At 71.9% G+C, this 23786-nt stretch carries 20 protein-coding genes; 9 read left to right on the top strand and 11 right to left on the bottom strand.

Annotated features, from left to right (window positions below; translation table 11 throughout):
* Positions 1-20 precede the first annotated feature (20 nt).
* Positions 21-1082: an amidohydrolase family protein gene (locus ACIQCZ_RS14435; RefSeq protein WP_402282396.1), complete on the bottom strand. Its 1062-nt coding sequence runs from the start codon at positions 1080-1082 to the stop codon at positions 21-23.
* Between the two features lie 190 nt (positions 1083-1272).
* Here ACIQCZ_RS14435 and ACIQCZ_RS14430 point away from each other — a divergent pair, with 190 nt between their 5' ends.
* On the top strand, positions 1273-2265 hold the full coding sequence (locus ACIQCZ_RS14430) for a fibronectin type III domain-containing protein (protein WP_402282394.1): 993 nt from the start codon (positions 1273-1275) through the stop codon (positions 2263-2265).
* A 65-nt stretch (positions 2266-2330) separates the two neighbouring features.
* Here ACIQCZ_RS14430 and ACIQCZ_RS14425 read toward each other — a convergent pair whose 3' ends face one another.
* The 4 genes from ACIQCZ_RS14425 to ACIQCZ_RS14410 are packed head-to-tail and all read right to left on the bottom strand — an operon-like array spanning position 2331 to position 7708.
* Entirely contained in the window at positions 2331-3488 is a 1158-nt protein-coding gene (locus ACIQCZ_RS14425) for a VWA-like domain-containing protein (RefSeq protein ID WP_402282921.1), read from the bottom strand.
* Positions 3489-3543: 55 nt separating this feature from the next.
* Complete coding sequence (locus ACIQCZ_RS14420) at positions 3544-4818, bottom strand: sigma 54-interacting transcriptional regulator (protein ID WP_402282393.1); 1275 nt, start codon at positions 4816-4818, stop codon at positions 3544-3546.
* Positions 4815-6575, bottom strand: coding sequence for an ankyrin repeat domain-containing protein (locus ACIQCZ_RS14415; RefSeq protein WP_402282391.1), 1761 nt, complete (start codon positions 6573-6575; stop codon positions 4815-4817). The genes ACIQCZ_RS14420 and ACIQCZ_RS14415 overlap by 4 nt, the downstream gene beginning before the upstream one ends.
* Positions 6572-7708, bottom strand: a complete 1137-nt coding sequence (locus tag ACIQCZ_RS14410) for a gala protein (protein ID WP_402282390.1) — start codon at positions 7706-7708, stop codon at positions 6572-6574. The genes ACIQCZ_RS14415 and ACIQCZ_RS14410 overlap by 4 nt, the downstream gene beginning before the upstream one ends.
* 436 nt (positions 7709-8144) lie before the next feature.
* Between ACIQCZ_RS14410 and ACIQCZ_RS14405 the strand changes: the two genes are divergently transcribed.
* The gene (locus ACIQCZ_RS14405) at positions 8145-10433 is read left to right on the top strand and encodes a glycosyl hydrolase family 18 protein (protein WP_402282389.1); all 2289 of its coding nucleotides are present in this window, start codon (positions 8145-8147) and stop codon (positions 10431-10433) included.
* Between the two features lie 226 nt (positions 10434-10659).
* Here ACIQCZ_RS14405 and ACIQCZ_RS14400 read toward each other — a convergent pair whose 3' ends face one another.
* Positions 10660-11289, bottom strand: a complete 630-nt coding sequence (locus ACIQCZ_RS14400) for a TetR/AcrR family transcriptional regulator (RefSeq protein ID WP_402282387.1) — start codon at positions 11287-11289, stop codon at positions 10660-10662.
* Positions 11290-11386: 97 nt separating this feature from the next.
* Here ACIQCZ_RS14400 and ACIQCZ_RS14395 point away from each other — a divergent pair, with 97 nt between their 5' ends.
* A complete protein-coding gene (locus tag ACIQCZ_RS14395) occupies positions 11387-12667 on the top strand; it encodes an ABC transporter substrate-binding protein (RefSeq protein WP_402282386.1) in 1281 nt (426 codons plus the stop codon).
* A 103-nt stretch (positions 12668-12770) separates the two neighbouring features.
* On the opposite strand, the gene aceB is transcribed toward ACIQCZ_RS14395, so the two are convergent.
* Together aceB and ACIQCZ_RS14385 are read right to left on the bottom strand one after the other, a co-directional pair.
* Positions 12771-14390, bottom strand: a complete 1620-nt coding sequence (gene aceB, locus ACIQCZ_RS14390; RefSeq protein ID WP_402282385.1) for a malate synthase A — start codon at positions 14388-14390, stop codon at positions 12771-12773.
* Between the two features lie 234 nt (positions 14391-14624).
* Positions 14625-15230 carry an NTP transferase domain-containing protein gene (locus ACIQCZ_RS14385; protein WP_402282384.1) on the bottom strand — a complete coding sequence of 202 codons (606 nt, stop codon included), beginning with the start codon at positions 15228-15230 and terminating at the stop codon, positions 14625-14627.
* A gap of 243 nt (positions 15231-15473) precedes the next feature.
* Between ACIQCZ_RS14385 and ACIQCZ_RS14380 the strand changes: the two genes are divergently transcribed.
* A complete protein-coding gene (locus ACIQCZ_RS14380; RefSeq protein WP_376216573.1) occupies positions 15474-15788 on the top strand; it encodes a DUF5955 family protein in 315 nt (104 codons plus the stop codon).
* 19 nt (positions 15789-15807) lie between these two features.
* Here ACIQCZ_RS14380 and ACIQCZ_RS14375 read toward each other — a convergent pair whose 3' ends face one another.
* Both ACIQCZ_RS14375 and ACIQCZ_RS14370 read right to left on the bottom strand, forming a co-directional pair.
* Positions 15808-16440: a response regulator gene (locus tag ACIQCZ_RS14375; RefSeq protein WP_402282382.1), complete on the bottom strand. Its 633-nt coding sequence runs from the start codon at positions 16438-16440 to the stop codon at positions 15808-15810.
* The gene (locus ACIQCZ_RS14370; protein ID WP_402282380.1) at positions 16437-17648 is read right to left on the bottom strand and encodes a sensor histidine kinase; all 1212 of its coding nucleotides are present in this window, start codon (positions 17646-17648) and stop codon (positions 16437-16439) included. Before ACIQCZ_RS14370 ends, ACIQCZ_RS14375 begins: the two co-directional genes overlap by 4 nt.
* 110 nt (positions 17649-17758) lie before the next feature.
* Between ACIQCZ_RS14370 and ACIQCZ_RS14365 the strand changes: the two genes are divergently transcribed.
* Both ACIQCZ_RS14365 and ACIQCZ_RS14360 read left to right on the top strand, forming a co-directional pair.
* The gene (locus tag ACIQCZ_RS14365; protein WP_402282379.1) at positions 17759-18853 is read left to right on the top strand and encodes an ABC transporter permease; all 1095 of its coding nucleotides are present in this window, start codon (positions 17759-17761) and stop codon (positions 18851-18853) included.
* Positions 18850-19530, top strand: coding sequence for an ABC transporter ATP-binding protein (locus ACIQCZ_RS14360; RefSeq protein ID WP_402282377.1), 681 nt, complete (start codon positions 18850-18852; stop codon positions 19528-19530). Before ACIQCZ_RS14365 ends, ACIQCZ_RS14360 begins: the two co-directional genes overlap by 4 nt.
* A 44-nt stretch (positions 19531-19574) precedes the next feature.
* On the opposite strand, the gene ACIQCZ_RS14355 is transcribed toward ACIQCZ_RS14360, so the two are convergent.
* Positions 19575-20375: an IclR family transcriptional regulator gene (locus ACIQCZ_RS14355; protein ID WP_351080873.1), complete on the bottom strand. Its 801-nt coding sequence runs from the start codon at positions 20373-20375 to the stop codon at positions 19575-19577.
* A 361-nt stretch (positions 20376-20736) separates the two neighbouring features.
* On the opposite strand from ACIQCZ_RS14355, the gene allB reads away from it, so the two are divergent.
* The 3 genes from allB (at position 20737) to ACIQCZ_RS14340 (ending at position 23699) form a co-directional block, all read left to right on the top strand.
* A complete protein-coding gene (gene allB, locus ACIQCZ_RS14350; protein ID WP_402282376.1) occupies positions 20737-22080 on the top strand; it encodes an allantoinase AllB in 1344 nt (447 codons plus the stop codon).
* Positions 22081-22082: 2 nt separating this feature from the next.
* Positions 22083-23198 (top strand): allantoicase, encoded by a 1116-nt coding sequence (gene alc, locus ACIQCZ_RS14345; RefSeq protein ID WP_402282374.1) that lies wholly within the window; start codon positions 22083-22085, stop codon positions 23196-23198.
* Between the two features lie 171 nt (positions 23199-23369).
* Positions 23370-23699, top strand: coding sequence for a putative quinol monooxygenase (locus ACIQCZ_RS14340; protein WP_376223134.1), 330 nt, complete (start codon positions 23370-23372; stop codon positions 23697-23699).
* The last annotated feature ends 87 nt before the right edge of the window (positions 23700-23786 follow it).

Here is a 23786-nt window from a genome sequence, read left to right as displayed (position 1 = left end):
CGGCGCCCGGAACTCATCGCTCATCGCACGACGCGTCCCCGGAGCACGATCCGGCGGGGTCGATTCAGCACGGTGGGGTCCAGGGTCGGGTCGTCGGCGTATGCGACGAGATCGGCGGGCGCGCCGTCGACGAGGCCCGGCAGGCCCAGCCAGGCCCGCGCCGTCCAGGACGCCGCGCCCAGTGCCGCATGGACCGGCAGACCGGCCCGTACCAGCCAGTCCATCTCGCCCGCGACCGTTCCGCACGGGAAGGAGTCCGTTCCCGCCAGTACCGTCACCCCGGCTTCGTGGGCGGCGCGCACATTGCCGAACATGGTGTCCCAGCCCGCCAGCCACAGATCGCGGCGCACGCTCGGCTCCCGCGCCCGCATGGCGTCCGCCTTCGAGCCGAAGACGCCCAGCGTCGGGACGAACGCCGTGCCCTGTGTGGCCATCCGGTCCAGCAGCGCAGGGTCCAGATGCATGCCGTGCTCCAGGCTGTCGGCGCCGGCCAGTACGGCGTTGCGGGTGCCCTCGGCGGTCTGGCAGTGCACCGCCACCTTGCCGCCGGCCGTGTGCACCGCCTCCACCACCGAGGTCAACAGGGCCTGCGGAACGGCAGGTTCGTCGAGGGCCCAGTCGCCGACGACCTTGCACCACCCGGACGAGGCCGCCGCCTCCTCCACGGCCGCCCGCACCAACTCGGCCTCGCTCACGTCACGTCCGAAGCCGGGGAAGAAGCGGCCGGGCGTGGCCAGCCATCGTCCCGCCGATGTCACGCGCGGCAGTTCGGGGTCCTCCTCCACCCACGCGGGCATCCGCTGCGAGGTGCCCGGGGTGCGCACCGCGAGCACCCCGGCGTCCCGGTGCTCGCCCAACTGCCTGCGCAGCAAATCCTCGTCGAAGGGCGCGCCGGGATCCGGTGCTCCGGGGTGGGTGTGCACGTCGACGAGTCCGGGCAGCAGCCACCCGCCGTCGACGATCTTCTCCGCGTCCCTGCCCGCGGTGCCGCCCGGCGGACTGCCCGCACGGAGCACCTCGCCATCGATCCAGAAGGCCCGTTCCTCACGTTCGGGCAGCACGACCCCACGTATGCACAACATCGTCCGACGGTATGTCATCCCCGGTCCCGGTCCAGGAGCCTCGGCCGACGGACCGCGGCACGCACCGGCACCCGGTCCGGGTCGGCCGACGAATCGCCCACGCACACCGGCACATTGCGGAACGTTCCGATCCACCCTCTTGTCGGCGACCCCCGCGTCATGCGATACAGGTCTGGACCATTGCCGCCGGATGGAAGGCACGACCGTGCAACGCCCCCACGCAACCACCGCTTCGGTCTGCTCCGCCGCCCTGCTCCTCGCCGCGCTCACCGCCTGCGGCTCCGCCCCCGAGGCGGACACCCGCGCACCCACCGTGCCGGGCCATGTGACGGCGCAGGCCGGCAGCGCCACATCCGTGCACGTCATGTGGGAGCGGGCCTCGGACGACAGGGCGGTCACCGGCTACGAGGTCTACAACAAGGGCGAGAGAGTCGGATCCGTCCCGGCGGCCAAGGTGATGACCGACGTCGACGGGCTGACCGCCTCGACCGCCTACACCTTCACCGTCCGGGCCCGTGACGCCGCCGGAAACCTCTCCGCCCCGAGCGCCGCAGCGACCGTCACCACGCCCGCCCCGACCCCCGCCGACCACGAGCCGCCGACACGCCCGGTGAAGCTGCGCGGCACTGCGGACGGCAGCCGGGCGGTGAACCTCTCCTGGGGCGGCTCGACGGACGACGTCGGCGTCACCGCGTACGACATCTACCAGGAGGACTCCCGGATCCACAGCGTGCCCGGCACCAGGACGACGGCACATCTGACCGGACTGCGCCCCGGCACCGTCTACACCTTCACCGTCCGGGCCCGCGACGCCGCCGACACCTCCTCGCCGGACAGCAACGCCATCGACCTCACCACCGCGTCCGCTCCGGGCGCACCCGCCGGCACCGCCCCCACCGACCTGCGGATCAGCAACCATGTGCAGGGCAAGGAGTACGCCGTCGACCTGAACTGGAAGCAGCCCGAGACGGGCGGCGAGATCCCCGCGTACCAGCTCTTCATGGACGGCAGGCTGACCACCACGATCGTGTGGGGCGCCACCCCGCCCGCGGGCCGGGCGAGTTACCGGCTCACCGTCGGCGACCCGCGCGGTACCCGCTACTCCATGAAGATCCGCGCCAAGCTCCCCGACGGGAAGTGGGGGGACTTCTCCACCCAGCGGACGGTCGTGCTCGGCGACTGAGCCTGTGGAGGGTCCATCGGGCCCATGCGGTGAGGGCGGCGGTGACGGGACGTCCCCCCACCGGATCAGCCGGCCACGCGCACGGTCTCCACCCACCTCGGGGGCTGCGGGGCGTCCGCGCCGATGAGCGCCGCGACGAGCCGGCACGAGGGGGCCTCGTCCGGCCAGGGCGTGCAGCCGTCGGTCAGGACGATGATGATGTTCGGGCGGTCCCGCGCAGCGAGAGCGGCGGCGATGCCCACGCGCATGTCGGTGCCGCCGCCCCCGCCCAGGGTGATCTGCTCGGCGGCCGTCACCCGCGACACGCTTCGCACATCGGCGTCGCAGGCCAGGACGGTGACGCGATTGCCCCTCACGCCCACCTCCCGCAGCACCCCGGTGACCTCCGCCAGAGCCGAGGCGAGCTCATCGTCACCCATCGACCCCGAGGTGTCGATGACGACGGCGACCCGGGGCAGCGGACGGCGCAGGCTGGGCAGCACGACGCCCTGGAGCGCCGCACTGCGGCGGGACGGGCGACGGTAGGTGTAGTCGATCGCCCCGGCGGCCCACGCCGCGGCCTCCCGGACCGCGCCCGCGAGCGCCTGCCGCCAGTCGACGGTGGGCTCCAGGATCTGGTCCGCCCAGCGTTCCCAGCCCGCCGGGAGGGTGCCCCGGCTGCGCCGGTGCGCCCGCATGGCCTCCGCGGTGTGGCGCCGCAGCGCCTCCGCCTCGACCGGACCGAGACGGGTCGGCCCGTCGGCCCCGGTCAGCTCCCAGGGCACCGGGCGCGCATGGGCGCCCGACCCGCAGTCGAGCGAGTCGGGGCCCGGTGGCAGACCGGGGAGATACGCCTCGAAGAGCTGCCCGGTCGGCAGCCCGAAGAGCCGGGGTTCCATCCGGCCGGCCGGCAGGGGCAGCCCGTCGGAGAGCAGGTCGTCGTTGATCTCGCAGTCCTGGGCCACGTTGAGGCGGTGATGGTCGCGCTGATCGGCGGCGGGCAGCCGTTCGGCGCGTCCATGGTGGTCGCGCAGCAGATGCGCCACCTCGTGCAGCCACACCGCCGCGAGCTCCGCCACCGGTGTCGCGTCGACGAACGCGGGTGACACGTAGCAGCGCCAGTGCCGGTCCACGCCCATGGTCGGGACACCGGTGCTCGAAACCACCGTCAGGGCATAGAGGGCCGACGCCAGATAGGGGCGGTCGGTCGCCGCCCGGTAGCGGGCGGCGAGCAGCTTGGTCATGTCCAACTGGGGCCGCTCCGGGGCGGTTTCCGGTTCCGGCACCGGCGTTCCCGACTCAGCCGCTCTGCGGCAGCGCGCCGGACAGCTGCAGCAGTTCCACGAAGGCGTCGATGCCCTCCGGCACCGGCCAGTCGGTGTTCCGCATCGTCGCCAGGTCCACCGCCGCCCTGGCCGCCACATCGGGCACACCCGCGTCGACGGCCTTCGCCAGCACCGTCCAGCCCGCCTCCCATCGAGGCCTGGTGAGATCGCCCTGGACGGCCGCGACGACCGCGATGAGGAAGGCCAGCTGCCGGTCGCCGCGTTCGGGCAGGGCGAACGCGTCGGGGTTCGCCAGCACGCGGTCGGGATCGGGCAGGTCGAGGTTCTCCAGGTAGGACAGCAGCTCGATGCCCGCGCCGTCCCCGACGGCCCCGGTCAGCGCGGCGGCCAGCGCCTCCCGTCCGGCGCCCGTCGCGTACCCGGTGGCGAGCAGTCGCAGTGCCATGTCCCAGGTCCGGGGGGACGGCCAGGCCCGGCCCCGGCTCTCCGCGTCGGCCGGAATGTGGTGGACGAGCCCCGGCCGCGCGGTCAGGAAACCCGATACCGCGCCGCGGGCCCGCGCCGCGGAACCCGCGACCCTCGTGGCATCGACGACGGGGACGGCCACCTCGGGCCAGGTACCGGCCATGCCGCGCGCGACGGTGCGCGGGTCGTGCGTCCACTGGAGGTGCACGAAACGGTTGGCGAGCGGCGGGCTGAGGTGCCAGCCGTCCGCCGCGCTCGACGGCGGATTCGCCGCCGCCACGATGCGTACGGACTCCGGCAACGTCAGGCTGCCCACACGGCGTTCGAGCACCACGCGCAGCAAGGCCGCCTGCACGGCCGGGGGAGCGGAGGACAACTCGTCGAAGAACAGCAGACCCCGGCCCGCGCGGGCGAGCCGGACCGCCCAGTCCGGCGGGGCCATCGGTACCCCGGTCACCGCCGGGTCGTCACCGACGACGGGCAGCCCCGCGAAGTCGGAGGGTTCGTGCACACTGGCGATGACCGTTTCCAGACCGAGGCCGAGCCCGGCGGCGAGCTGCTCCATGCCGACCGACTTGCCGATGCCCGGCTCACCCCAGAGCAACACGGGCTGATTGGCCGTCACGGCCAGTGCCAGTGCCTCCAGTTGAGGATTGACGGCGGCTTCGGTCCGGGTGGTGCGCAGTCGGCGGTTCAGGTCGTCGGCGGCGTCCAGCGGTCCCGCCGCGGAGCTCGGGTGCGGCGGTACGGGCGGCTGTCCCGGTGCGGTGGGAGGCGTTGGCGCAAGGGGCTGTCCCGGTGTGCCCGGCGCGATGGTGCTCACCCGTCCTCACCCTCTTCGTCCTCGTCGTCTTTCTCCGCCTGCCACTCGTCCCACCAGTCGGCCCCGATGTCCGGATGCTCCTTCTCCACCCGTTCCCGGAGGAAGTCCAGGTCCGTCCGGCGGTATCTGCGGATCAGCTGGTCCAGCGAGAGTTCCATCTGGTCGACGACGTCGATCCGGGCCCCGGCCCCGACCAGCGCCGACACCAGTTCCGCCGAGCCGCCGTCGCTGACGGCCACACAGAGCGGGGTGCGTTCCCGGTGGTCCAGTGCCTCCAGATCGAGACCGGCCGCCAGCAGCCGGGGAAGCAGGGGCTCGTGGTCGAGGAGGTGCAGCACATGGAGAAGACTGCGCTGCCCGCCGTCCCGCACCCAGGGGTCGACGCCCGCGTCCAGGAGTTCCAGGACCGCCGGTGTGTCCCCGTGCTGGGCGCGCAGGAACAGATCCCGTCGCTGCGCCCGCAGGGCCTTGGGCAGTCGGCCGGTGCCGGTGGTGCAGGAGTGTTCCACGGCGAAGCAGCCGGTGACCGCGCCGCCGAAGGCCCGCAGGGCGTGCTCGCGCTGTCGTTCCTGCGGACTGTGCGGGGAGTCGAGCTTCCCGTCACGGAAGACGACCTGATGCCATTCACCCCGGCACCTGACCCGTACCGGCGCGGGAGGCGTCGGCCCCGGCGGTCCCCCTGCCGTGTCGAGGCCGGGGAAGAGGGCCCCGGCGACCAGCGGATGCAGGTGCGCGGGGGACACGGCGCCGGCCCGCAGCAGGTCGAGGTCCGGCAGCCGCTGCCGGAACGCGGGGGGAAGGAAGGGGGCGTCCCCGGCGGCGTCCCGTTCGACCAGCCTTACGCGCAGCCCGCTGTCGCGGCCCGTGAACTCCAGCAGGACGCAAACACGCCAGTCCTCACCGATCTGGGCGCGCGCCGCCGAGGACAGCTCCGCGAACCGCCGGGCCTCGGACTCCAGCCGGGGAACGTCGAGATTCAGCCGGGCCAGGACCGTTTGCGGTTCCGCCCGGTACCACCGCGGCGTGGCCGGCTCGGCCGGATCCAGTTCGATGCCCACCGCCGCCAGGGCGTCGGCCACCCGGCCCCGCTGGTACAGCAGCGTCACCCACTCGTCACGGGCCACCGGATCACCGGCGCCCGGGTCCGCGTCGGGCAGTTCGTCCGGCCCGAGCGGGGTGCCGTCGGCGCGGAGGAACGGCAACCGGTCCGCCCCGCCGGCCCGCGCGCGCAGTTCGTCGCTGCGGCGCGCGTCCCACAGGTACCGGCAGGCCCGCCAGTCCATGACCCCCGCACGGAAGGTACCGGGCGAGCCGCCATGACGCAGCGGTCCGAACCGGAGCGAGATCCGCTGCGGACCGTCGATCATCGGGGGAGTGCGCAGATACAGATACGGGGCGGTGGCCCCGGGCACGTCCGCCGTGACGCCGTAGCCCGCCAGGATCACGATCAGGTCGGTGGCGAGCGTCGAGCGCCCGCCCAGGACGCGCGGCAGGTGCCAGCGCACCAGGTCCGGCACCAGGTGAAGGAGATCGGACTCAAGAGCTCCGGCCACGTCCGGACCGTACCGCGCGGTGACCTCCGGCCGATCGAATGTCACATCGAACCGGGCCGCCTCGCAGGCGCCCCGCCAGTCCCCGGCCGCGCGCCGCTCGGCGGACGCGGCGATCATCCGCCGGGGCACCGCGTACCGGCGGACCTGCCGCAGACTCGCCATCTCCTCCGGATCGAAGAGCTCCGCCGTCGCGTCCCGGCTCACCGGTAGAGGCTCCTGACCGCGCGCAGGTCGGTATGGGTTCCGTGGTCCGGACGCAGTCGCGCCGCGAAGGACCGCTTCACCTTGCGGGGCAGCCCGGGGCCCAACCCCACGTACTCCAGACGGGAGTCGGCGTCGACGGCGGCGAGGAGGGTCTTCGCGCCCCGCCCGGTGAGCCCGGTGTGGCGCAGCTCCAGCCGCCGCAGCGGACTGCCGCGCAGCGCACCGGCCAGCGCGTCGGCCCCGATGTCACCGGTGACATTGGACCGGGCCCCGAGGCTGCGCTCCGAGGGCGGCCGGCCGAGGTCGAGCGCCTCGATCCCGTCGAGCGCGTCGGCCAGCGCCCGGGCCCCGGCGGGCCCGATCCCGTTGCCGCCGAGACCGAGCCGGATCGGGCGGGCGGGGTCGGCGGCGGCCGCGAGCACGGCTGCCCCCGCGTCGCCGAGGTGGTTGGAGGGCAGGTACAGCTCCCGCACCCCGGCGTCCCGGATCAGCGCGGCCAGCAGTGGCGCGGCCTCGGCACCGAGGCCGTTGCCCCCGAGGAACAGCCGCTCGAGGGGCCGGGACCGCTCGGTGAGAACGGCGAGCAGTGCGCCGAGTCCGTCGGTGGTGAGGCCGGTGTTCACCAGATCGAGGGTGCGCAGCACGGTGTTGCGGCGCAGCATCGGGACGAGGGCCCGGACACCGGCGTCCGTCACGGGATTGCGTTTCAGCCACAGCGCCCTGACGGTGTCGTCCTCGCTCAGTGCTTGTGCGAGTGCCGTGACCCCGTCGGTGCCGATGCGGTTGCAGCCGAGATAGACCGTCCGCAGCCCGTGGCCGCCCCGGCCCAGGGCTTCGGCGACGGCCCGTGCCCCTTCGTCGCCGAGCGAGTTGGTGCCGAGCAGCACATGTGTGGCGTGCGGGGAACGGGCGACCGCGGGCATCACCCGGACCGTGCCCGCCGCGCCGAGTCCCTGCTTGCAGAGATCGACCCGTCCGTCCGCCCGCAACGCGCCGAGCGCGAAGGTCTCGTCGGACTCGACGGGGTGCGCCGCTCCCAGCCGCTCCAGCAGCGGATCCAGCAGGGCCGCGTCGGCGAGCGGAATGTCCGGGTGCTCGATCGCGGGACAGCGCACGGGCATCGGCTGCAACATCACTACTCCCCAGGTCCCCCGCCGGCACCCGGCCGGGAGGGGACGACCGCGTCCGCCCGCTCAGGACGAACCGACGCCATCGACTCTCCTCCACGAAAAGGCGGCAAGACCGGTCGGATTCGAACCGACGTCCTCCAGCTTGATGCTAGGGCGCGACGACCTCTGCGCTACAGCCTTGCCACGCGTGAGCATAGCCGCACCGGCATCAAATTCGCACACCAGTACCTCGGTTGGTCCCCGGGGGCGGCTTCGCGGCCGGGGTGCCGGGTGGCCGGTGCCGGAGCCGGGCGCATCGCGGGCTGCGGGCGGTCGACAAATGGTCTGTACCTATTGACGAGTTGGTCCAGACCATTTAGTTTCCCCTGTGCTCCATGGCACCACGGCATCCCGCTCCCCCTCAGGACCGCCTCACCGGTCCCTGCCCCAAGGGAGAACCATGTTCGAGCACATGACCTCCGGAAGGAGAACGGCGACCACCCTCGTCGCCGTCCTCGGACTCCTCCTCGCACTGCTGTCCCTGCAGACCGCACCCGCACACGCGGCGGGCAAGCTCACCGCCACGTTCACCTCCGCCGACAACGGCTCGTGGTGGAAGGGGACCTACGTCCTGCACAACGACACCGACACCGCCGTCACCGGCTGGAGCCTCGAATTCGACCTCCCTGCCGGGGTCGCGATCGACACCTCCTACAACGGCACCGTCACCCCTCGGGGCAGCCATGTCACCGCGGTCAACGCCCACTACAACGGCACGGTCGCCGCGCACGGCACCACCGAGCCGTACAGCTTCTGGTTCGTGGCCACCGGACCGATCGCCGCACCGACCGGCTGCCGGATCAACGGTGACAAGTGCGACGGCTCCGCGGACGTGCCGCCGGGCGCGCCGAGCGGGCTGAAGCAGACCGACGTCACCGCCCGCACCGCCTCGCTGTCCTGGACGGCGGCCACCGCGGGCGACTTCCCCGTGGCGTCGTACGACATCCTGGCCGGCGGCAAGGTGGTCGGCACGGCCACCGCGGCAACCTCGGCCACCGTCACCGGGCTGACCCCGGCCACCACCTACTCCTTCACCGTCCGGGCCAGGGACACCCGCGGCAACACCTCCGCCGGGAGCGCCCCGTCGGCGGTCACCACCGTCGATCCGGCCACCGACACCTCCCCGCCCACCGCACCGGGCTCGCTCCACTCCACAGTGGCCGACTCCTCGTCCGTCACCCTGGCCTGGACCGCCGCGACGGACGACCAGCGCGTCGCGGCGTACGACATCTACCGGGGCGGCGCACTGGCGACCACGGTCTCCGGCACCACGACCACCGCCACCATCGGCGGGCTCTCGCCCTCGACCTCCTACACCTTCACGGTCAAGGCCCGTGACGCGGCGGACAACGCTTCTTCGGCCAGCAACGCGCTCACCGTGAAGACCGACGACATCGTCGGCGCGGGCAACTACGCCAAGGTCGGCTACTTCGTCCAGTGGGGCATCTACGGCCGTCAGTACTTCGTCAAGAATCTCCACGACTCCGGTGCCGCCGACAAGCTCGACATCGTCAACTACGCCTTCGCCAACATCGACCCGACCAACCTGACCTGCCTGAACGGTGTCACCAAGGGCACCACCGCCGACCCCGAGGACCCCGATCAGGGCACCGGCGCCGGTGACGCCGACGCCGACTACGCCCGTCCGTTCAGCGCCGCCCAGTCCGTCGACGGCGTCGCGGACGACGGCTGGGGCAAACTGCGCGGCAACTTCAATCAGTTGAAGAAGCTCAAGAAGCTCCATCCGAACCTGAAGATCGTGGTCTCGCTCGGCGGCTGGACGTACTCGAAGTTCTTCTCCGACGCGGCGGCCACCGACGCCTCCCGCAAGAAGTTCGTCTCCTCCTGCATCGACATGTACATCAAGGGCAATCTGCCCGAGTACGGCGGCGCGGGCGGTCCCGGCACCGCGGCGGGAATCTTCGACGGCTTCGACATCGACTGGGAGTGGCCGGGCACCGGCACCGGACACCCCGGCAACCACTGGTCGCCGAACGACAAGGACAACCTGACCCTGCTGCTCGCCGAATTCCGCAAGCAGATGGACGCCCTCGGCGGCGGCCACCGCCTGCTCACCGCCTTCACCCCCGCCGACCCGCAGAAGATCGGCGACGGCTGGGACCTGGGCAAGGTCTTCGACTCCCTCGACGTCGCCAACGTGCAGGGCTACGACTTCCACGGCTCCGGCAGCGACAACTCCTGGGAGCCCGACCGCACCGGACACCAGGCCAATCTCTACACGGACGACCAGGACCCGTACGACTTCCACTTCAGCGCCGACACCGCCATCAAGGCGTACACGGACGCGGGCGTCGAACCCCGCAAGCTGACCCTCGGCATCCCCTTCTACGGCCGCGGCTGGCAGAACGTCACCGACGGCGGGGCCGCAGGCGAATGGCAGCCCGCGGGAGGCGCGGCCCCCGGCCAGTTCGCGGAGGAGGTTGGCACCCGCGGTTACGCCAACCTGATCGGCGCCTACCCGACCATGACGGTCCACCACGACGAGCAGTCGGTGTCCACCTACGGCTGGACCGGCAACCAGTGGTGGTCCTTCGACGACGCCTGGTCCATCGGCAGGAAGACCGCGTACGTGAAGTCCAAGGGGCTGCTGGGGGTGATGGTCTGGGAGATGTCGGGTGACACGGCACAAGGCACCCTGATGAGCGCGCTGGACACCGGTCTGAAGTAGTCGGCGCGACGGATCGGTCGCCGGTTCGCGGAACTCCGGCGGGTTCCGCGAACCGGTGGTACGTCCACGCCGCGCACGACCCGGCGCCGACATCTCCGGGCTCGTGCCGACGAGGTTCGTGCCCACGACATTCGTGCCCACGACGCCACCCACGCCCTCTCGCCGGCCGGCGCGCTCGATCCACCTCTCGGAGTCCGGGGTGCCCGAGCCGGGAGGCCGGGCTCGATCAGGCGCTCTTCAGCGCGCCTTCGGCGGCGGTGAGGCAGCGCTCGGCCAGCGCCGCGGGCCCCAGTGGCCCCGTCGCCGGGGCGTCGCTCGCCGCCCAGGTCTCCACCGCCACCCGCACCGCAGCGCCGGCGACCCCGGCCGTCAGCCGGACGTCCAGCGGGTCCGCTCCGTCCGGGAGTCCGGCACGCGCGGTGAGTACCGCTGCCAGAGTGATCTCAGAGTCGTGGCACGCGTCGTTCCAGACCGATCGGAGGGCGGGGCTGTCCACCGCCATCCTCAGGAGGGACCGCACCCAGTCCAGGGACTCCGAGGCGGACGCGTCATCCGGATCCGGAGTCAGCGTGCGGGCAGCGGCGTGCCGCAGCGCATCGGGCACGGACAATGCGCCCGGAGCGTCCCGCACCGCCTCCACCCACTGCCAGGCCCCGGCGGTGAGCAGTGGGGCGATGGCCTCCTCCTTGGTCGCGAAGTAGCGGTAGAAGGTGCGCGGGGCGACGCCCGCGGCGCGCGCGATGTCCTCGGCGCGCGTGGTCCGCAGGCCGTGTTCCACGAAGAGCGACGCCGCCGTACGGGCGATGTCCAGTCGGGTCGCGGCCTTGCGCCGCTCCGTCAGAGAGCCACCTTGCATACGGGTCAGGTTATGCCCTGAAGACACCTCTCCAGAAAGGCTTAATGTGCCTATGTGGCAGAATCTGCCAACAAGCAGGGTGCAGCACGAACAAGGGGTGGCAAGAGCGGTGCGTCGGCGGCAGTTCCTTCTCCAGACGGCCGGCCTCGCCGGCACCACGGCCGCGTTCGGGCTCACCGGATGCGCCGAAGGCCGGGACGTGGAACTCGACGTCCTCGTGGCCAGTTACGACAGGAGTGTGGGCGCCTCGCTCGGCGACCAGTGGGACGACGTCGTCTCCGCCTTCGAGCAGCAGCACGCCGGTATCAGGATCAACCTGGAGCGGGTCCCGTACGACAAGATCGACCGGACGCTCGCCCGGCGGGTCGAGGAGGGCCGGGAGCCTGACATCGCGCAGTCGAACGTCTTCGCGCCCTATGCGGAGGACGGCCGGCTCCACAACTTGTCGCAGCTGCTCGACATCGCCACCCAGGCCGACTTCATCCGGTCCTTCACCGAAGCGGGCACGGTCGGCAACGCCACGTACGGGGTCCCCTTCCTGGCCAGCACGCCCCGGCTCTTCTACAACAAGGAGCTCTTCAGGCGGGCCCGCATCGGTGGCGCCCCCACGTCGTGGGACGGGCTGCGCGCGGCCGCCGAGGCCCTGAAGGGGATCGGCGTGAAGACGCCGTACGGCCTCCAGTTCGGCCCCGAGGCGGCCGACGACGAGGCCCTGTCCTGGTTGCTGGCGGCCGGAGGCGGCTATACGGGGGACCTCTCGGGCTACGACTTCGAGACCTCGGTCAACATCGAGGCCCTGACCTGGCTGCGGGACGAGCTCGTCGCCACAGGGCTGGCGGGCCCCGCCCCCGCGGAGCTCGACAGGACGGCCGCGTACGCACAGTTCCTGCGGGGCGGGATCGGGATGCTGATCGCCCACCCCGTGCTGATGGGCGCGGCGGATCGGGCCAAGGTCCCTTACGCGCATGCCCCGTTCCCCAAGAAGAACGGCGGAGCCGCCGCGCCGCTGGGGCTCAGCGACTGGCTGATGGCGTTCAAGCGCAACGGCCACCGCAAGGAATGCGGTGCGTTCCTCGCCTTCCTCTACAGCGGGAAGTCCGCCTTGACCTACGACGGCGGTCAGTCCGCGCTCCCCGTCACCTACACCGCGTCCGACGCGGCGCGCGAGAGGTCCTCCGGACGATCGCTGTGGCCGTTCATCGATCAGCTGACGGACGCGCAGTTCGCGCCGGTGAACACGCGGTCCTGGCCCGCCGTCAGGGGCGTGATACGCACCGATGTGGGCCGGGCCGTGCTGAAGGGCGGAGACCCGGGAGCCGTCCTCAAGTCGCTGGACGAGTCGGCGGTCAAGGCGGACATGGACGCGGCGACCGCCTGACACCCGACCCGACCGCGCCGGCCCGCCTCGACGGTGGGCGCACCTGCGCCCCCGGTGCTGTGCGGTACCGGGGGCGGGGCTCGTCGGCGGGACGGCGCGGGGCTCAGCCCAGCTGCTCGTACGCCGGCAGGGTCAGGAAGTCCGCGTAGTCCTGGTCCAGGGAGACCTGGAGCAGGAGATCGTGGGCCTGCTGCCACTTGCCGGACGCGAAGGCCTCGTCCCCGATCTCGGCGCGGATCGCGGCGAGTTCCTCGGCGGCGACCTCGCGGGCCAGGTCCGCGGTGGCGTGTTCGCCGTTCTCGAAGACGACGTCCGCGTTGATCCACTGCCAGATCTGCGAGCGCGAGATCTCCGCGGTGGCCGCGTCCTCCATCAGATTGAAGATGGCGACCGCGCCCATGCCGCGCAGCCAGGCCTCGATGTAGCGGATGCCGACCGCGACGGCGCCCAGCAGGCCGTCGTACGTGGGCTTCGCGTCCAGGGTGTCGATGGCGATCAGGTCACCCGCGGCCACCGAGACGTCCTCGCGCAGGCGTTCCTTCTGGTTCGGCCTCTCGCCGAGGACCGCGTCGAACGAGGCCATGGCGATCGGGACCAGGTCCGGGTGGGCGACCCAGGAGCCGTCGAAGCCGTCGTGGGCCTCGCGGTCCTTGTCGGCCTTGACCTTCTCGAAGGCGACCTTGTTGACCTCGGCGTCGCGGCGGGACGGGATGAAGGCCGCCATGCCGCCGATGGCGTGCGCGCCGCGCTTGTGGCAGGTGCGGACGAGGAGTTCGGTGTACGCGCGCATGAACGGGGCGGTCATCGTCACCGCGTTGCGGTCCGGGAGGACGAACTTGGCGCCGCCGTCACGGAAGTTCTTGACGATGGAGAAGAGGTAGTCCCAACGGCCCGCGTTCAGCCCGGAGGCGTGGTCGCGGAGCTCGTAAAGGATCTCCTCCATCTCGTACGCGGCGGTGATCGTCTCGATGAGGACGGTCGCGCGGACCGTGCCCCGCGGGATGCCGAGGCGGTCCTGTGCGAAGACGAAGATGTCGTTCCAGAGACGGGCCTCCAGGTGCGACTCCGTCTTCGGCAGGTAGAAGTACGGGCCCTTGCCGAGGTCGATGAGGCGCTGGGCGTTGTGGAAGAAGTAGAGGCCGAAGTCGACCAGCGCGCCCGGCACCGGGGTGCCGTCGAGCTGGAGGTGACGCTCGTTCAGGTGCCAGCCGCGGGGGCGGGTGACGACCGTCGCGAGCTCCTCGGCGGGCTTGAGGGCGTACGACTTGCCGGTCACGGGGTCGGTGAAGTCGATGTTCCGGGTGTACGCATCGATCAGATTGAGCTGGCCGAGGATCACGTTCTCCCAGGTGGGGGCGGACGCGTCCTCGAAGTCGGCGAGCCAGACCCTGGCGCCCGAGTTCAGGGCGTTGATGGTCATCTTGCGGTCGGTCGGACCGGTGATCTCCACCCGGCGGTCGTCGAGCGCGGCCGGGGCCGGCGCGACCTTCCAGGAGTCGTCCGCGCGGATCGCTGCCGTCTCGGGCAGGAAGTCCAGCGTGGACGTACGGGCGATCTCGGCGCGGCGCTCGGCACGGCGGGCGAGCAGTTCGTCACGGCGGGGCGTGAACTGCCGGTGCAGCTCGGCCACGAACGCGAGGGCCGCGTCGGTCAAGACCTCCTCCTGCCGGGGCAGGGGCTCGGCATCGACGATGGCCAGCGGGGACGGCGCTGGTGCGGACATGAGCTGTCACTCCTTCAGCGGGCGGTGCGGGCGGCGTCTCACAGCCGCCGGGTCGCCTGAAATGGCACGGCGTGCCAGGGCTCCGGGATACGGCCGTGGGCGCCGTTTGAGGTGCAGAGGGCTTCTGACCAGTGGATAGTAGTTTCCTCATGGTGGAAGTTCAATGGTTTGTTGATGTCGAGATTCTCCGGGTCGACAGAAGTGGGGTGATGTCGGCGCGGCGTGCCGGCCCGTTCACTCGAGGTGCTTCAGGTCCTCCGCCGTGTCGATGTCGTACGCCTGAGCCACATCGGAACACTCGACGAGCGTGATCGCATCGCGGTGCGCCCGCAGATACGCCCGAGCGCCCTGGTCACCCACCGCTCCCGCCGCGATGTCCGGCCACCGGTCCGCACCGAAGAGCACCGGGTGGCCGCGTTCCCCTTCGTACGAGGCGGCCACCAGACTCGTCCGCGAGCGGTACGCCGATCGCACCCTCGCCACCGCGTCCGCGCCGATGCCCGGCTGGTCGACCAGGAGGACGAGCGCCGCGTCCGCCCCCGTACCGGACAGAGCCCCCAGTCCCGCCCGCAGCGACGAGCCCATGCCCTCGGTCCACCCGGGGTTGACGGTCACCGTGCAGCCGGTGAGGTCGGCACGTGCCACCACCTCCTCGGCCGCGGCCCCCAGGACCACATGGACGTGGTGGCAGCCGCCCTCCCGCAGCACGCGTACCGCGTGCTCCACCAGCGGCCGGCCGCGGTGTTCGAGCAGTGCCTTGGGCTGTCCGCCGAGCCGTCGCCCGCCGCCCGCGGCGAGCAGCAGCCCGGCGACCGACGGTGCTTGTGTTGTTCGGGTCATACGGACTGGATACCTCGGACGCACCCCGTTCGCGCAAGCGGGAACCGGCGGGGAGGGCGTGATTGTCGGGCGGCGACGTCCACGGAACGTTCCGCGCATCACCCGTACGGGACCCCTGATTTCCGTCCGCGGAGTGGCGCTCGACACCTTTCATGGCGTTAACTTGCGGGCATCTCCGGACACTTGACCACGGTCCGGGAAACGGTCGGAAAACTGGCACAAGGATGTGCGAGGGGGAGTGCTTTGTTGCGAAGCGTGGGGCAGACGCGAGTGACCAGCAGTGGTGAGGACCCGAGAGTGACGGAGCTGCGTACGGCGGTCTCCCGACTCCGCCGTGAGCTCGCGGGGCACCCCGCGGAGTTCCCGGACCGGGGGATCGCCGAGGACGAGTTGGCCGCGCTGGACGAGATGGCGACCGGCGGCGCACCCGAGATTCCGCGTCTGCGCCGTTCGCTGCTGCTGATCGCGGGGGCGATCGGCTCGGTCAGCGCACTGGCCTCCGCACTCAGGGACGTACGGGTCGCCGTGGATCTCTTCGGGGAGCCGCCGCGCGGCTGACGGCGGGACGAGCGGCGGATCAGCGGCGGATCAGCCGGCGGGCCGTCGCCGCCGCCACCGCCGAGGTCCGGGAGTCGACGCCCAGCTTGGCGTAGATGTGCACCAGGTGGGACTTCACCGTCGCCTGGCTGAGAAAGAGCTTCTTGCTGATCTGCAGGTTCGACAGTCCCTCGCCGACCAGTTGCAGGACTTCCAGTTCCCGCTTGGTCAGGGCCTGCGCCGGGGTCCGCATGCGGTCCATCAGGCGATGGGCGACGGCCGGCGCGAGAGCCGACCGGCCGCCCGCGGCCGTGCGTACCGCCGCCGCAAGCTCCTCCGGCGGGGCGTCCTTCAGCAGATAGCCGGTGGCGCCGGCCTCGACCGCGGCGAGGATGTCCGCGTCCGAGTCGTACGTGGTGAGGATCAGCACTCTGGGCGCGCCCGCCTCCGCCGTGATGGCCGCGGTCGCGCGGGAGCCGTGCATGCCCGCGCCGAACTGCAGGTCCATGAGGACGACATCGAACCCACCGGTCGCGGCGAGCGCGACGGCCCGCTCGGCGGTGGCCGCCTCGGCGACCACCTGGAAGTCGGGTTCGGCGTCGAGCACGGCCCGCAGCCCCGCCCGTACCACCGGGTGGTCGTCGGCGAGCAGCAGCCTGATGGGGGTGGTCATGCGGCGTCCTGTCCTGGCCGGCCGTCGGGCAGCGGAAGCGGAAGGGTCAGGGCGACGGCCGTGCCCTGACCGGGCGCCGACTCGACGCTGAGCGTGCCGCCCAGCGAACGGGCCCGTGAACGCATCGCGGGCAGGCCGAAGCCGCCGGTGTCCGTCTCCGCGACCACCGGCCCGCTCCCGGGGGTGAACCCACGGCCGTCGTCGACGACGTCCAGCGACACCGAGGTGTCCATGAAGCTGAGAGTGATCTCCGCGCGCCGCGCCCCGGCGTGCCGCACCGTGTTGGCCAACGCGGACTGGGCGGTGCGCAGCAGCGCCACCTCGTACGGGGTCGGCAGCTCCACCGGGCTGCCGCTGACCGCGAACTGCACCATGAGGCCGGGGCCCGTCGTGCGGGACGAGAGCCGTTCCAGGGCGGCTGCGAGGGAGCCTTTCTCCAGATCGGGCGGCGACAGGGCACGGACGAAGCGGCGGGCCTCGGCGAGATTCTCCTGCGCGGCCTCCCGGGCCCGGCGGACGTGCGCGGTGGCGGGAGCGTCGGCGGACAGGGTGCGTTCGGCAGCGCGCAGCAGCAGCTGGATGCTGGACAGCCCCTGCGCCAGGGTGTCGTGGATCTCGCGGGCCAGCCGTTCACGCTCGGCGAGCGTGCCCGCCGTGCGTTCCGCCTCGGCCAGCTCCGCCCTGGTCGACATCAGCTCCTCGATGAGTTCGCGGCGCCGTTCGCTCTCCCGGAACAGCGCCTCATACCCGAGAACCGTCGCGACCGCGACCGCCGCGCCGAGCAGTGGACCGATGAAGGTGCCGGGATTGACGGCCTGGCCGTGCAGCAAGAAGCTCGCGATGGCCGCGACGGCGGTGACCACGACGGCCGGCAGGGCCCAGCGCGTCGGCAGCAGATGCAGCTGCAGGAAATAGAGCGGGAACGCCACCCACAGGGCGTCGGGCGACAGGACGAGCAGCACCAGCCACAGGGCGCACAACAGCGCCAGCCACAGGGCGGCCGCGCGGCTGTGCGGCCGTACGACCGGAGCGAGCGCGCCCGCCGCGTACCCGGCGGCCATCACACAGGTGACCACGACGACCGCGGCGGCGTGCGGCGTCCCGTCGCCGACGGCCCGTAGCGCCGCGAGAGCGAGCAGTCCCACCAGCAGCGCGTGCAGACAGAGCCGCAGCGCGGCGGTGACCGGGGGGTGGGCACGGGAATCCATGATTCCTCCAGCGTAGACGGGTGGTGCCCGGGCCCGGTCAATCGAAAGTTTGATGTCGGGCCCCACCGCCGCGCGATGTTTCCGGGCGTTCGGCGTCCGAGGCTGGAAGCATGTTCGTCGCATGGAGAGATCTCCGGTTCGCCAAGGGCCGGTTCGCGCTCATGGGCACGGTCGTGGTTCTGATCACGCTGCTCGTGGGCCTGCTGTCCGGTCTCACGGCCGGTCTGGCCAGGGAGAACACCTCGGCCGTCACGGGGCTGAACGCAGACCATCTCGCGTTCGCCGCCCCGCCCGACGGCCGGTCGGTGTCCTTCACCGATTCGATCGTCGAGGAGAGTGCCTGGCGCAGCTGGGCTCAGCGGCCCGGTGTGAGCCACGCGGAGCCGCTCGGTATCCGCACCCTCAACGCCGTCACCGTCGAGGGCGGGCGCACGGCCGCCGTCTCGGCGTTCGGCGTCGAGCCCGGCGCGGGACCGGCACCCGAGGGTGCCAGGGCCGTCGGCACGGGGAAGGTGGTGCTGTCCCGAGGGGCCGCGGACGACCTGGCTGCCGGGGCCGGGGACCGGCTGCGCCTCGGCGGCACCGAAGTCACCGTCGCCGCGGTCGCGACGGACGCCTCGTACAGCCATACACCGGTGGTGTGGACCTCGCTCCACGACTGGCAGCGCTTCGGGGCCGACGGTGCCGGCCGGACCCCGCATGCCACGGTGATCGCCCTGACCACCACCGGCGGCGCCGACCTCGCCGCGGGCGACAAGGCGGCGGGCACCAGCACGCTCTCCCTCGGGGACTCCCTCACCGCGATCGGCTCCTACCAGGCGGAGAACGGCTCGCTCCAGCTGATGCGCGGCTTCCTCTTCGCCATCTCGGCCCTGGTCATCGGCGCCTTCTTCACGGTCTGGACGATCCAGCGCAGCGGTGATGTGGCCGTCCTCAAGGCGCTGGGCGCCTCCACGCCGTATCTGCTGCGCGACGCGCTCGGACAGGCCGTGGTGATGCTCGCGATCGGTACCGCGGTGGGCACCGCGCTCGCCTCCGGCATCGGCGCGGTGGTCAGCGGCGGCGCCGTGCCGTTCGTCCTCGACGCGGCGACCGTCCTCGTGCCGGCGGCCGTCATGATCGTCCTCGGCGCCGTCGGGGCGGCGCTGTCCATCCGGCGGATCACCGCCGTCGACCCGCTCACCGCACTCGGGAGTGCCCGATGACCCTGACCCTCGCCGATGTCACCCTCACCTACCCCGACGGCGACGGCCGGCTCACCGCCCTGGACCGGGTCTCGCTGGACGTGCCCGCCGGTTCGCTCACCGCGGTCGTCGGACCGTCCGGCTCCGGCAAGTCCAGCCTTCTCGCGGTGGCGGCGACCCTGGTCACGCCGGACACGGGGCGGGTCGTCGTAGCCGGTACGGACACCGCGGCCCTCGGCCGTGCGGAAAAGGCGGCGCTGCGCCGCGAGAGCGTCGGCATCGTCTTCCAGCAGCCCAATCTGCTGCCGTCCCTCACCGCGGCCGAACAGCTCCAGGTGATGACCCATCTGTCGGGCGGGGCCGTGCGCGGCGCCCGCGGCCGGGCGCTGGAACTGCTGGACGCGGTCGGCCTCGCGGACAAGGCCGACCGCAGGCCCCATCAGCTCTCGGGCGGGCAGCGCCAGCGGATCAACATCGCGCGGGCCCTGATGAACGAGCCGGCGGTGCTGCTCGTCGACGAACCGACCAGCGCGCTCGATCACGAGCGGGGGGCCGCCGTGCTCGAACTGCTGGTCACACTGACCCGGCAGCGGTCGACGGCCACGGTGATGGTCACGCACGACCGGGCCCATCTGGACCGGACGGACCGCGTCGTCACGATGGACGACGGCCGTCTGACGGTGCCCGCAGCGGCTTGAGAGACGTGGGAGGGACGGCCGGGGGGCCGCCCCTCCCACACCTCTCAGCCGGTGGTGCCGCTGCTGGCCAGCGCGTCGGACAGTTCCTTCGCGGCCTGCTGCAGAATCGGCACGATCCGCTCCGTGGCCGCCTCCGTCACCCGGCCGGCCGGCCCCGAGATCGAAATCGCGGCGGAGGTGGGGGAGTCGGGCACCGAGACCGCCAGGCAGCGCACACCGACCTCCTGCTCGTTGTCGTCCACCGCGTAACCGACCCTGCGGACCTGTTCCAGCGCTTCGAGGAAACCGTCCGGAGTGGTGATCGTCTTCTCGGTGGCGGCCGGCATGCCGGTACGGGCGAGCAGTGCCCGCACCTCCTCCGGCGGCGTGTGCGCGAGCAGCGCCTTGCCGACCCCCGTGGAGTGGGGGAGCACCCGTCGGCCCACCTCGGTGAACATGCGCATCGAGTGCTTGGACGGCACCTGTGCCACGTACACGATCTCGTCGCCGTCGAGCAGCGCCATGTTCGCGGTCTCGCCGGTCTCCTCGACCAGGCGCGCGAGATACGGGCGGGCCCAGGTGCCGAGCAGCCGCGACGCGGACTCGCCGAGCCGGATCAGACGCGGGCCGAGCGCATAGCGGCGGTTCGGCTGCTGGCGTACGTATCCGCAGATCACCAGTGTGCGCATCAGACGGTGAATGGTCGGCAGCGGAAGCCCGCTGCTCGCGGAGAGTTCGCTGAGGCCGACCTCGCCCCCGGCGTCCGCCATCCGTTCCAGCAGGTCGAATGCACGCTCAAGGGACTGCACACCACCGCTCGAAGCGGCGGGCTTGGAGTCGGATGTGCTGGCGTGGGACGGCGGCACGTCAACGGTCCTTTCGAGGCGGAAGTGCGGGTGCCCCGCCCGGCGAGGCACCCCGCAGCCTACCGGGCGGTTCCCGATCGGCGCACTGCTCAGGGTGCGGCGTCCTGGCCGGTCAGAGCCCGTTTGTCCCGGTGTCGGCGGCCCGGGGGGGCGGTTCTGCGATGCCGCACTGGTTCCATGTTACGTTCCACTCTCCGGAATCAGGCTTTTACTTTGTGGAAATCTCCAGTTGTGGGTGCGGGTGGTCCGCCGGTCGTCCCGCGAGGAGAGTGGGGTCTTGACGGGTCCGAATCCCGAGTGAAGACTCCTTCAACAGTTCGTTGAATTCGTAGTGGTCGAAAGTCCGAAATGAGGAGCACGGGTGTCCGGTGCGGACGTGAATCTGGTACTGCGCTCGACGCGCGTCGTCACCCCGGACGGGACGCGCCCCGCAGCGGTCGCCGTCGCCGACGGGAGAATCGACGCCGTCCTGCCGTACGACAGCGAGGTGCCGGCCGGTGCCCGGCTGGAGGACTTCGGCGACGACGTCCTGCTGCCCGGACTCGTCGACACCCACGTCCATGTGAACGACCCCGGCCGCACCGAGTGGGAAGGCTTCCACACCGCCACCCGCGCGGCGGCGGCAGGCGGCATCACCACCCTGCTCGACATGCCCCTCAACTCCCTTCCGCCGACCACCACCGTCGACCACCTGCGCACCAAACAGCAGGTGGCGGCCCCCAAGGCGCACATCGACACCGGATTCTGGGGCGGTGCCGTCCCGTCCAACGTCAAGGACCTGAGGCCGCTGCACGAGGCCGGGGTCTTCGGATTCAAGTGTTTCCTCTCGCCCTCCGGCGTCGATGAGTTCCCGGAGCTCGACCAGGAGCAGCTGGCCCGGTCCATGGCCGAGATAGCCGGCTTCGGCGGGCTGCTGATCGTGCACGCCGAGGACCCGCGCCATCTGGCGTCCGCCCCGCAGCGCAGCGGGCCCGCGTACGCCGACTTCCTCGCCTCCCGGCCCCGCGACGCCGAGAACACCGCGATCGAGGGACTCATCGCACACGCCCGGCGGCTGAACGCCCGGGTCCATGTGCTGCATCTGTCCTCCAGCGACGCCCTGCCGATGATCGCCGCCGCCAAGCGCGAGGGCGTACGGGTCACCGTCGAGTCCTGCCCGCACTTCCTCACCCTCACCGCCGAGGAGGTCCCGGACGGCGCGACGGAGTTCAAGTGCTGCCCGCCGATCCGGGAGGCCGCCAACCAGGACACGTTGTGGGAGGGGCTGGCCGACGGGACGATCGACTGCATCGTCTCCGACCACTCGCCGTGCACCACCGACCTCAAGACGCCGGACTTCGCCTCCGCCTGGGGCGGCATCTCCTCCCTCCAGCTGGGCCTTCCCGCCGTCTGGACCGAGGCCCGCAGGCGCGGCCACTCGCTCGACGACGTCGTCCGCTGGATGTCGGCCGCCCCCGCGCAACTGGCCGGACTGACCCGCAAGGGTGCCATCGAGGCCGGCCGGGACGCCGACTTCGCGGTCCTCGCCCCCGACGAGACCTTCACCGTCGATCCCGCGGAGCTCTTCCACCGCAACCAGGTCACCGCCTATGCGGGCAAGACCCTGCACGGCGTCGTGAAGTCGACCTGGCTGCGCGGTGTACGGATCGCGGCCGACGGCAGCGTCGCCGGACCCACCGGGCGCCTTCTCGAAAGGGAGCACTGACCATGACGGCGACAGCCCGCTTCACCGGCGACGCGAACCCGTACGGCGGCGGCGACCCGTACGCCGACTACCGCACGGCCGACTTCCCCTTCACCGCCCTCGTCGACCTCGCCGACCGGCGGCTCGGCGCGGGGGTGGTCGCCGCCAACGACGAGTTCTTCGCCGAGCGCGAGAACCTTCTGAAGCCGGAGCCCGCGGAGTTCGACCCCGAGCGCTTCGGTCACAAGGGCAAGATCATGGACGGCTGGGAGACCCGGCGCCGACGCGGTGCGGGCGCCGACCGGCCGCATCCCGCGGACGAGGACCACGACTGGGCACTGGTACGGCTCGGTGCACCCGGAGTCGTTCGCGGCATCGTCGTCGACACGGCCCACTTCCGCGGCAACTACCCGCAGGCGGTCTCCGTCGAGGCGGCCTGCGTCCCCGGCTCCCCGTCACCCGAGGACCTCCTCGCCCCCGAGGTGAGGTGGACAACGCTCGTACCGCGTACGGCCGTCGGCGGACACGCCGCCAATGGCTTCGCCGTCGCGGCCGGGCAGCGCGTCACCCACCTGCGGGTCAAACAGCACCCCGACGGCGGGATAGCCCGGCTGCGGGTCTACGGCGAGGTCACCCCCGACCCCGGCTGGCTGGCCGCCCTCGGCACCTTCGATCTGGTCGCCCTGGAGAACGGCGGCACGGTCGAGGACGCCTCCGACCGGTTCTACTCACCGGCCACCAACACCATCCAGCCCGGCACGTCCCGCAAGATGGACGACGGCTGGGAGACCCGCCGACGACGCGACCGGGGCAACGACTGGATCCGCTACCGCCTCGTCGAGCAGGCGGAGATCCGCGCCGTCGAGATCGACACCGCGTACCTGAAGGGCAACTCGGCGGGCTGGGCGAGCCTTTCCGCCCGCGACGGGGAGAGCGGCGGCTGGACCGAGGTGCTGCCCCGGACCCGGCTCCAGCCCGACACGAACCACCGCTTCGTTCTGCCCGAGGCGGTGCGGGCCACGCACGTCCGGATCGACATCTTCCCGGACGGCGGCATCTCCCGGCTGCGGCTCTTCGGCTCACCGACCGAGGAGGGGGCCGCGCGACTGGCCGCGCGCCACCGCGAGCTCGGCGGGTAGGGCCTCTCGTCCGGATCACGCCGGCCTGATCCGGACGAAAGACCCAGGGCCTCTCGTCCGGATCACCGGTCGGGCCTTCCCGAGCGCCGGACGAGCCTGAACGCGGTCCGTCCGACTTCATCCTGGTGTGCCCGTCACATCCGCGTTCGGGGCTTGTGCGACCCTGGGCGCATGATCTTCATCGCCGTCAAATTCACCGTCCACAGCGCCGAGCGCGACAACTGGCTCCCGGCCGTCGAGGACTTCACCCTCGCCACCCGGAAGGAGCCCGGCAATGTGTTCTTCGAGTGGTCGTACAGCGTCGAGAACCCGGACCAGTTCGTCCTGCTGGAGGCCTTCGCCTCCCCCGAGGCCGGCGAGGCCCATGTGAAGTCGGAGCACTTCGCGGCGGCCATGGACCGGATGGCGGAGCTCGTCGCCGTGACCCCGGAGATCATCAACGTCGAGGTGCCTGGCGAGGGTTGGTCCCGGATGGCGGAGCTCGTCCCGCGCTCGGTCTGATCCGGAAGTGGGGGGGGGGGGGGCCCCCCCGGGGGGGCCCCCCCCCCCCGCGGGGGGAGGTAAAAATCTGTTTGGCGGCCGGGGGGC

Origin of the sequence: Streptomyces sp. NPDC093149 (assembly GCF_044754145.1) — a bacterium.
Lineage (GTDB): Bacteria > Actinomycetota > Actinomycetes > Streptomycetales > Streptomycetaceae > Streptomyces.
The sequence above is the reverse complement of the archived record's forward strand: the minus strand, read 5'-3'. Positions and strand labels throughout refer to the sequence as shown.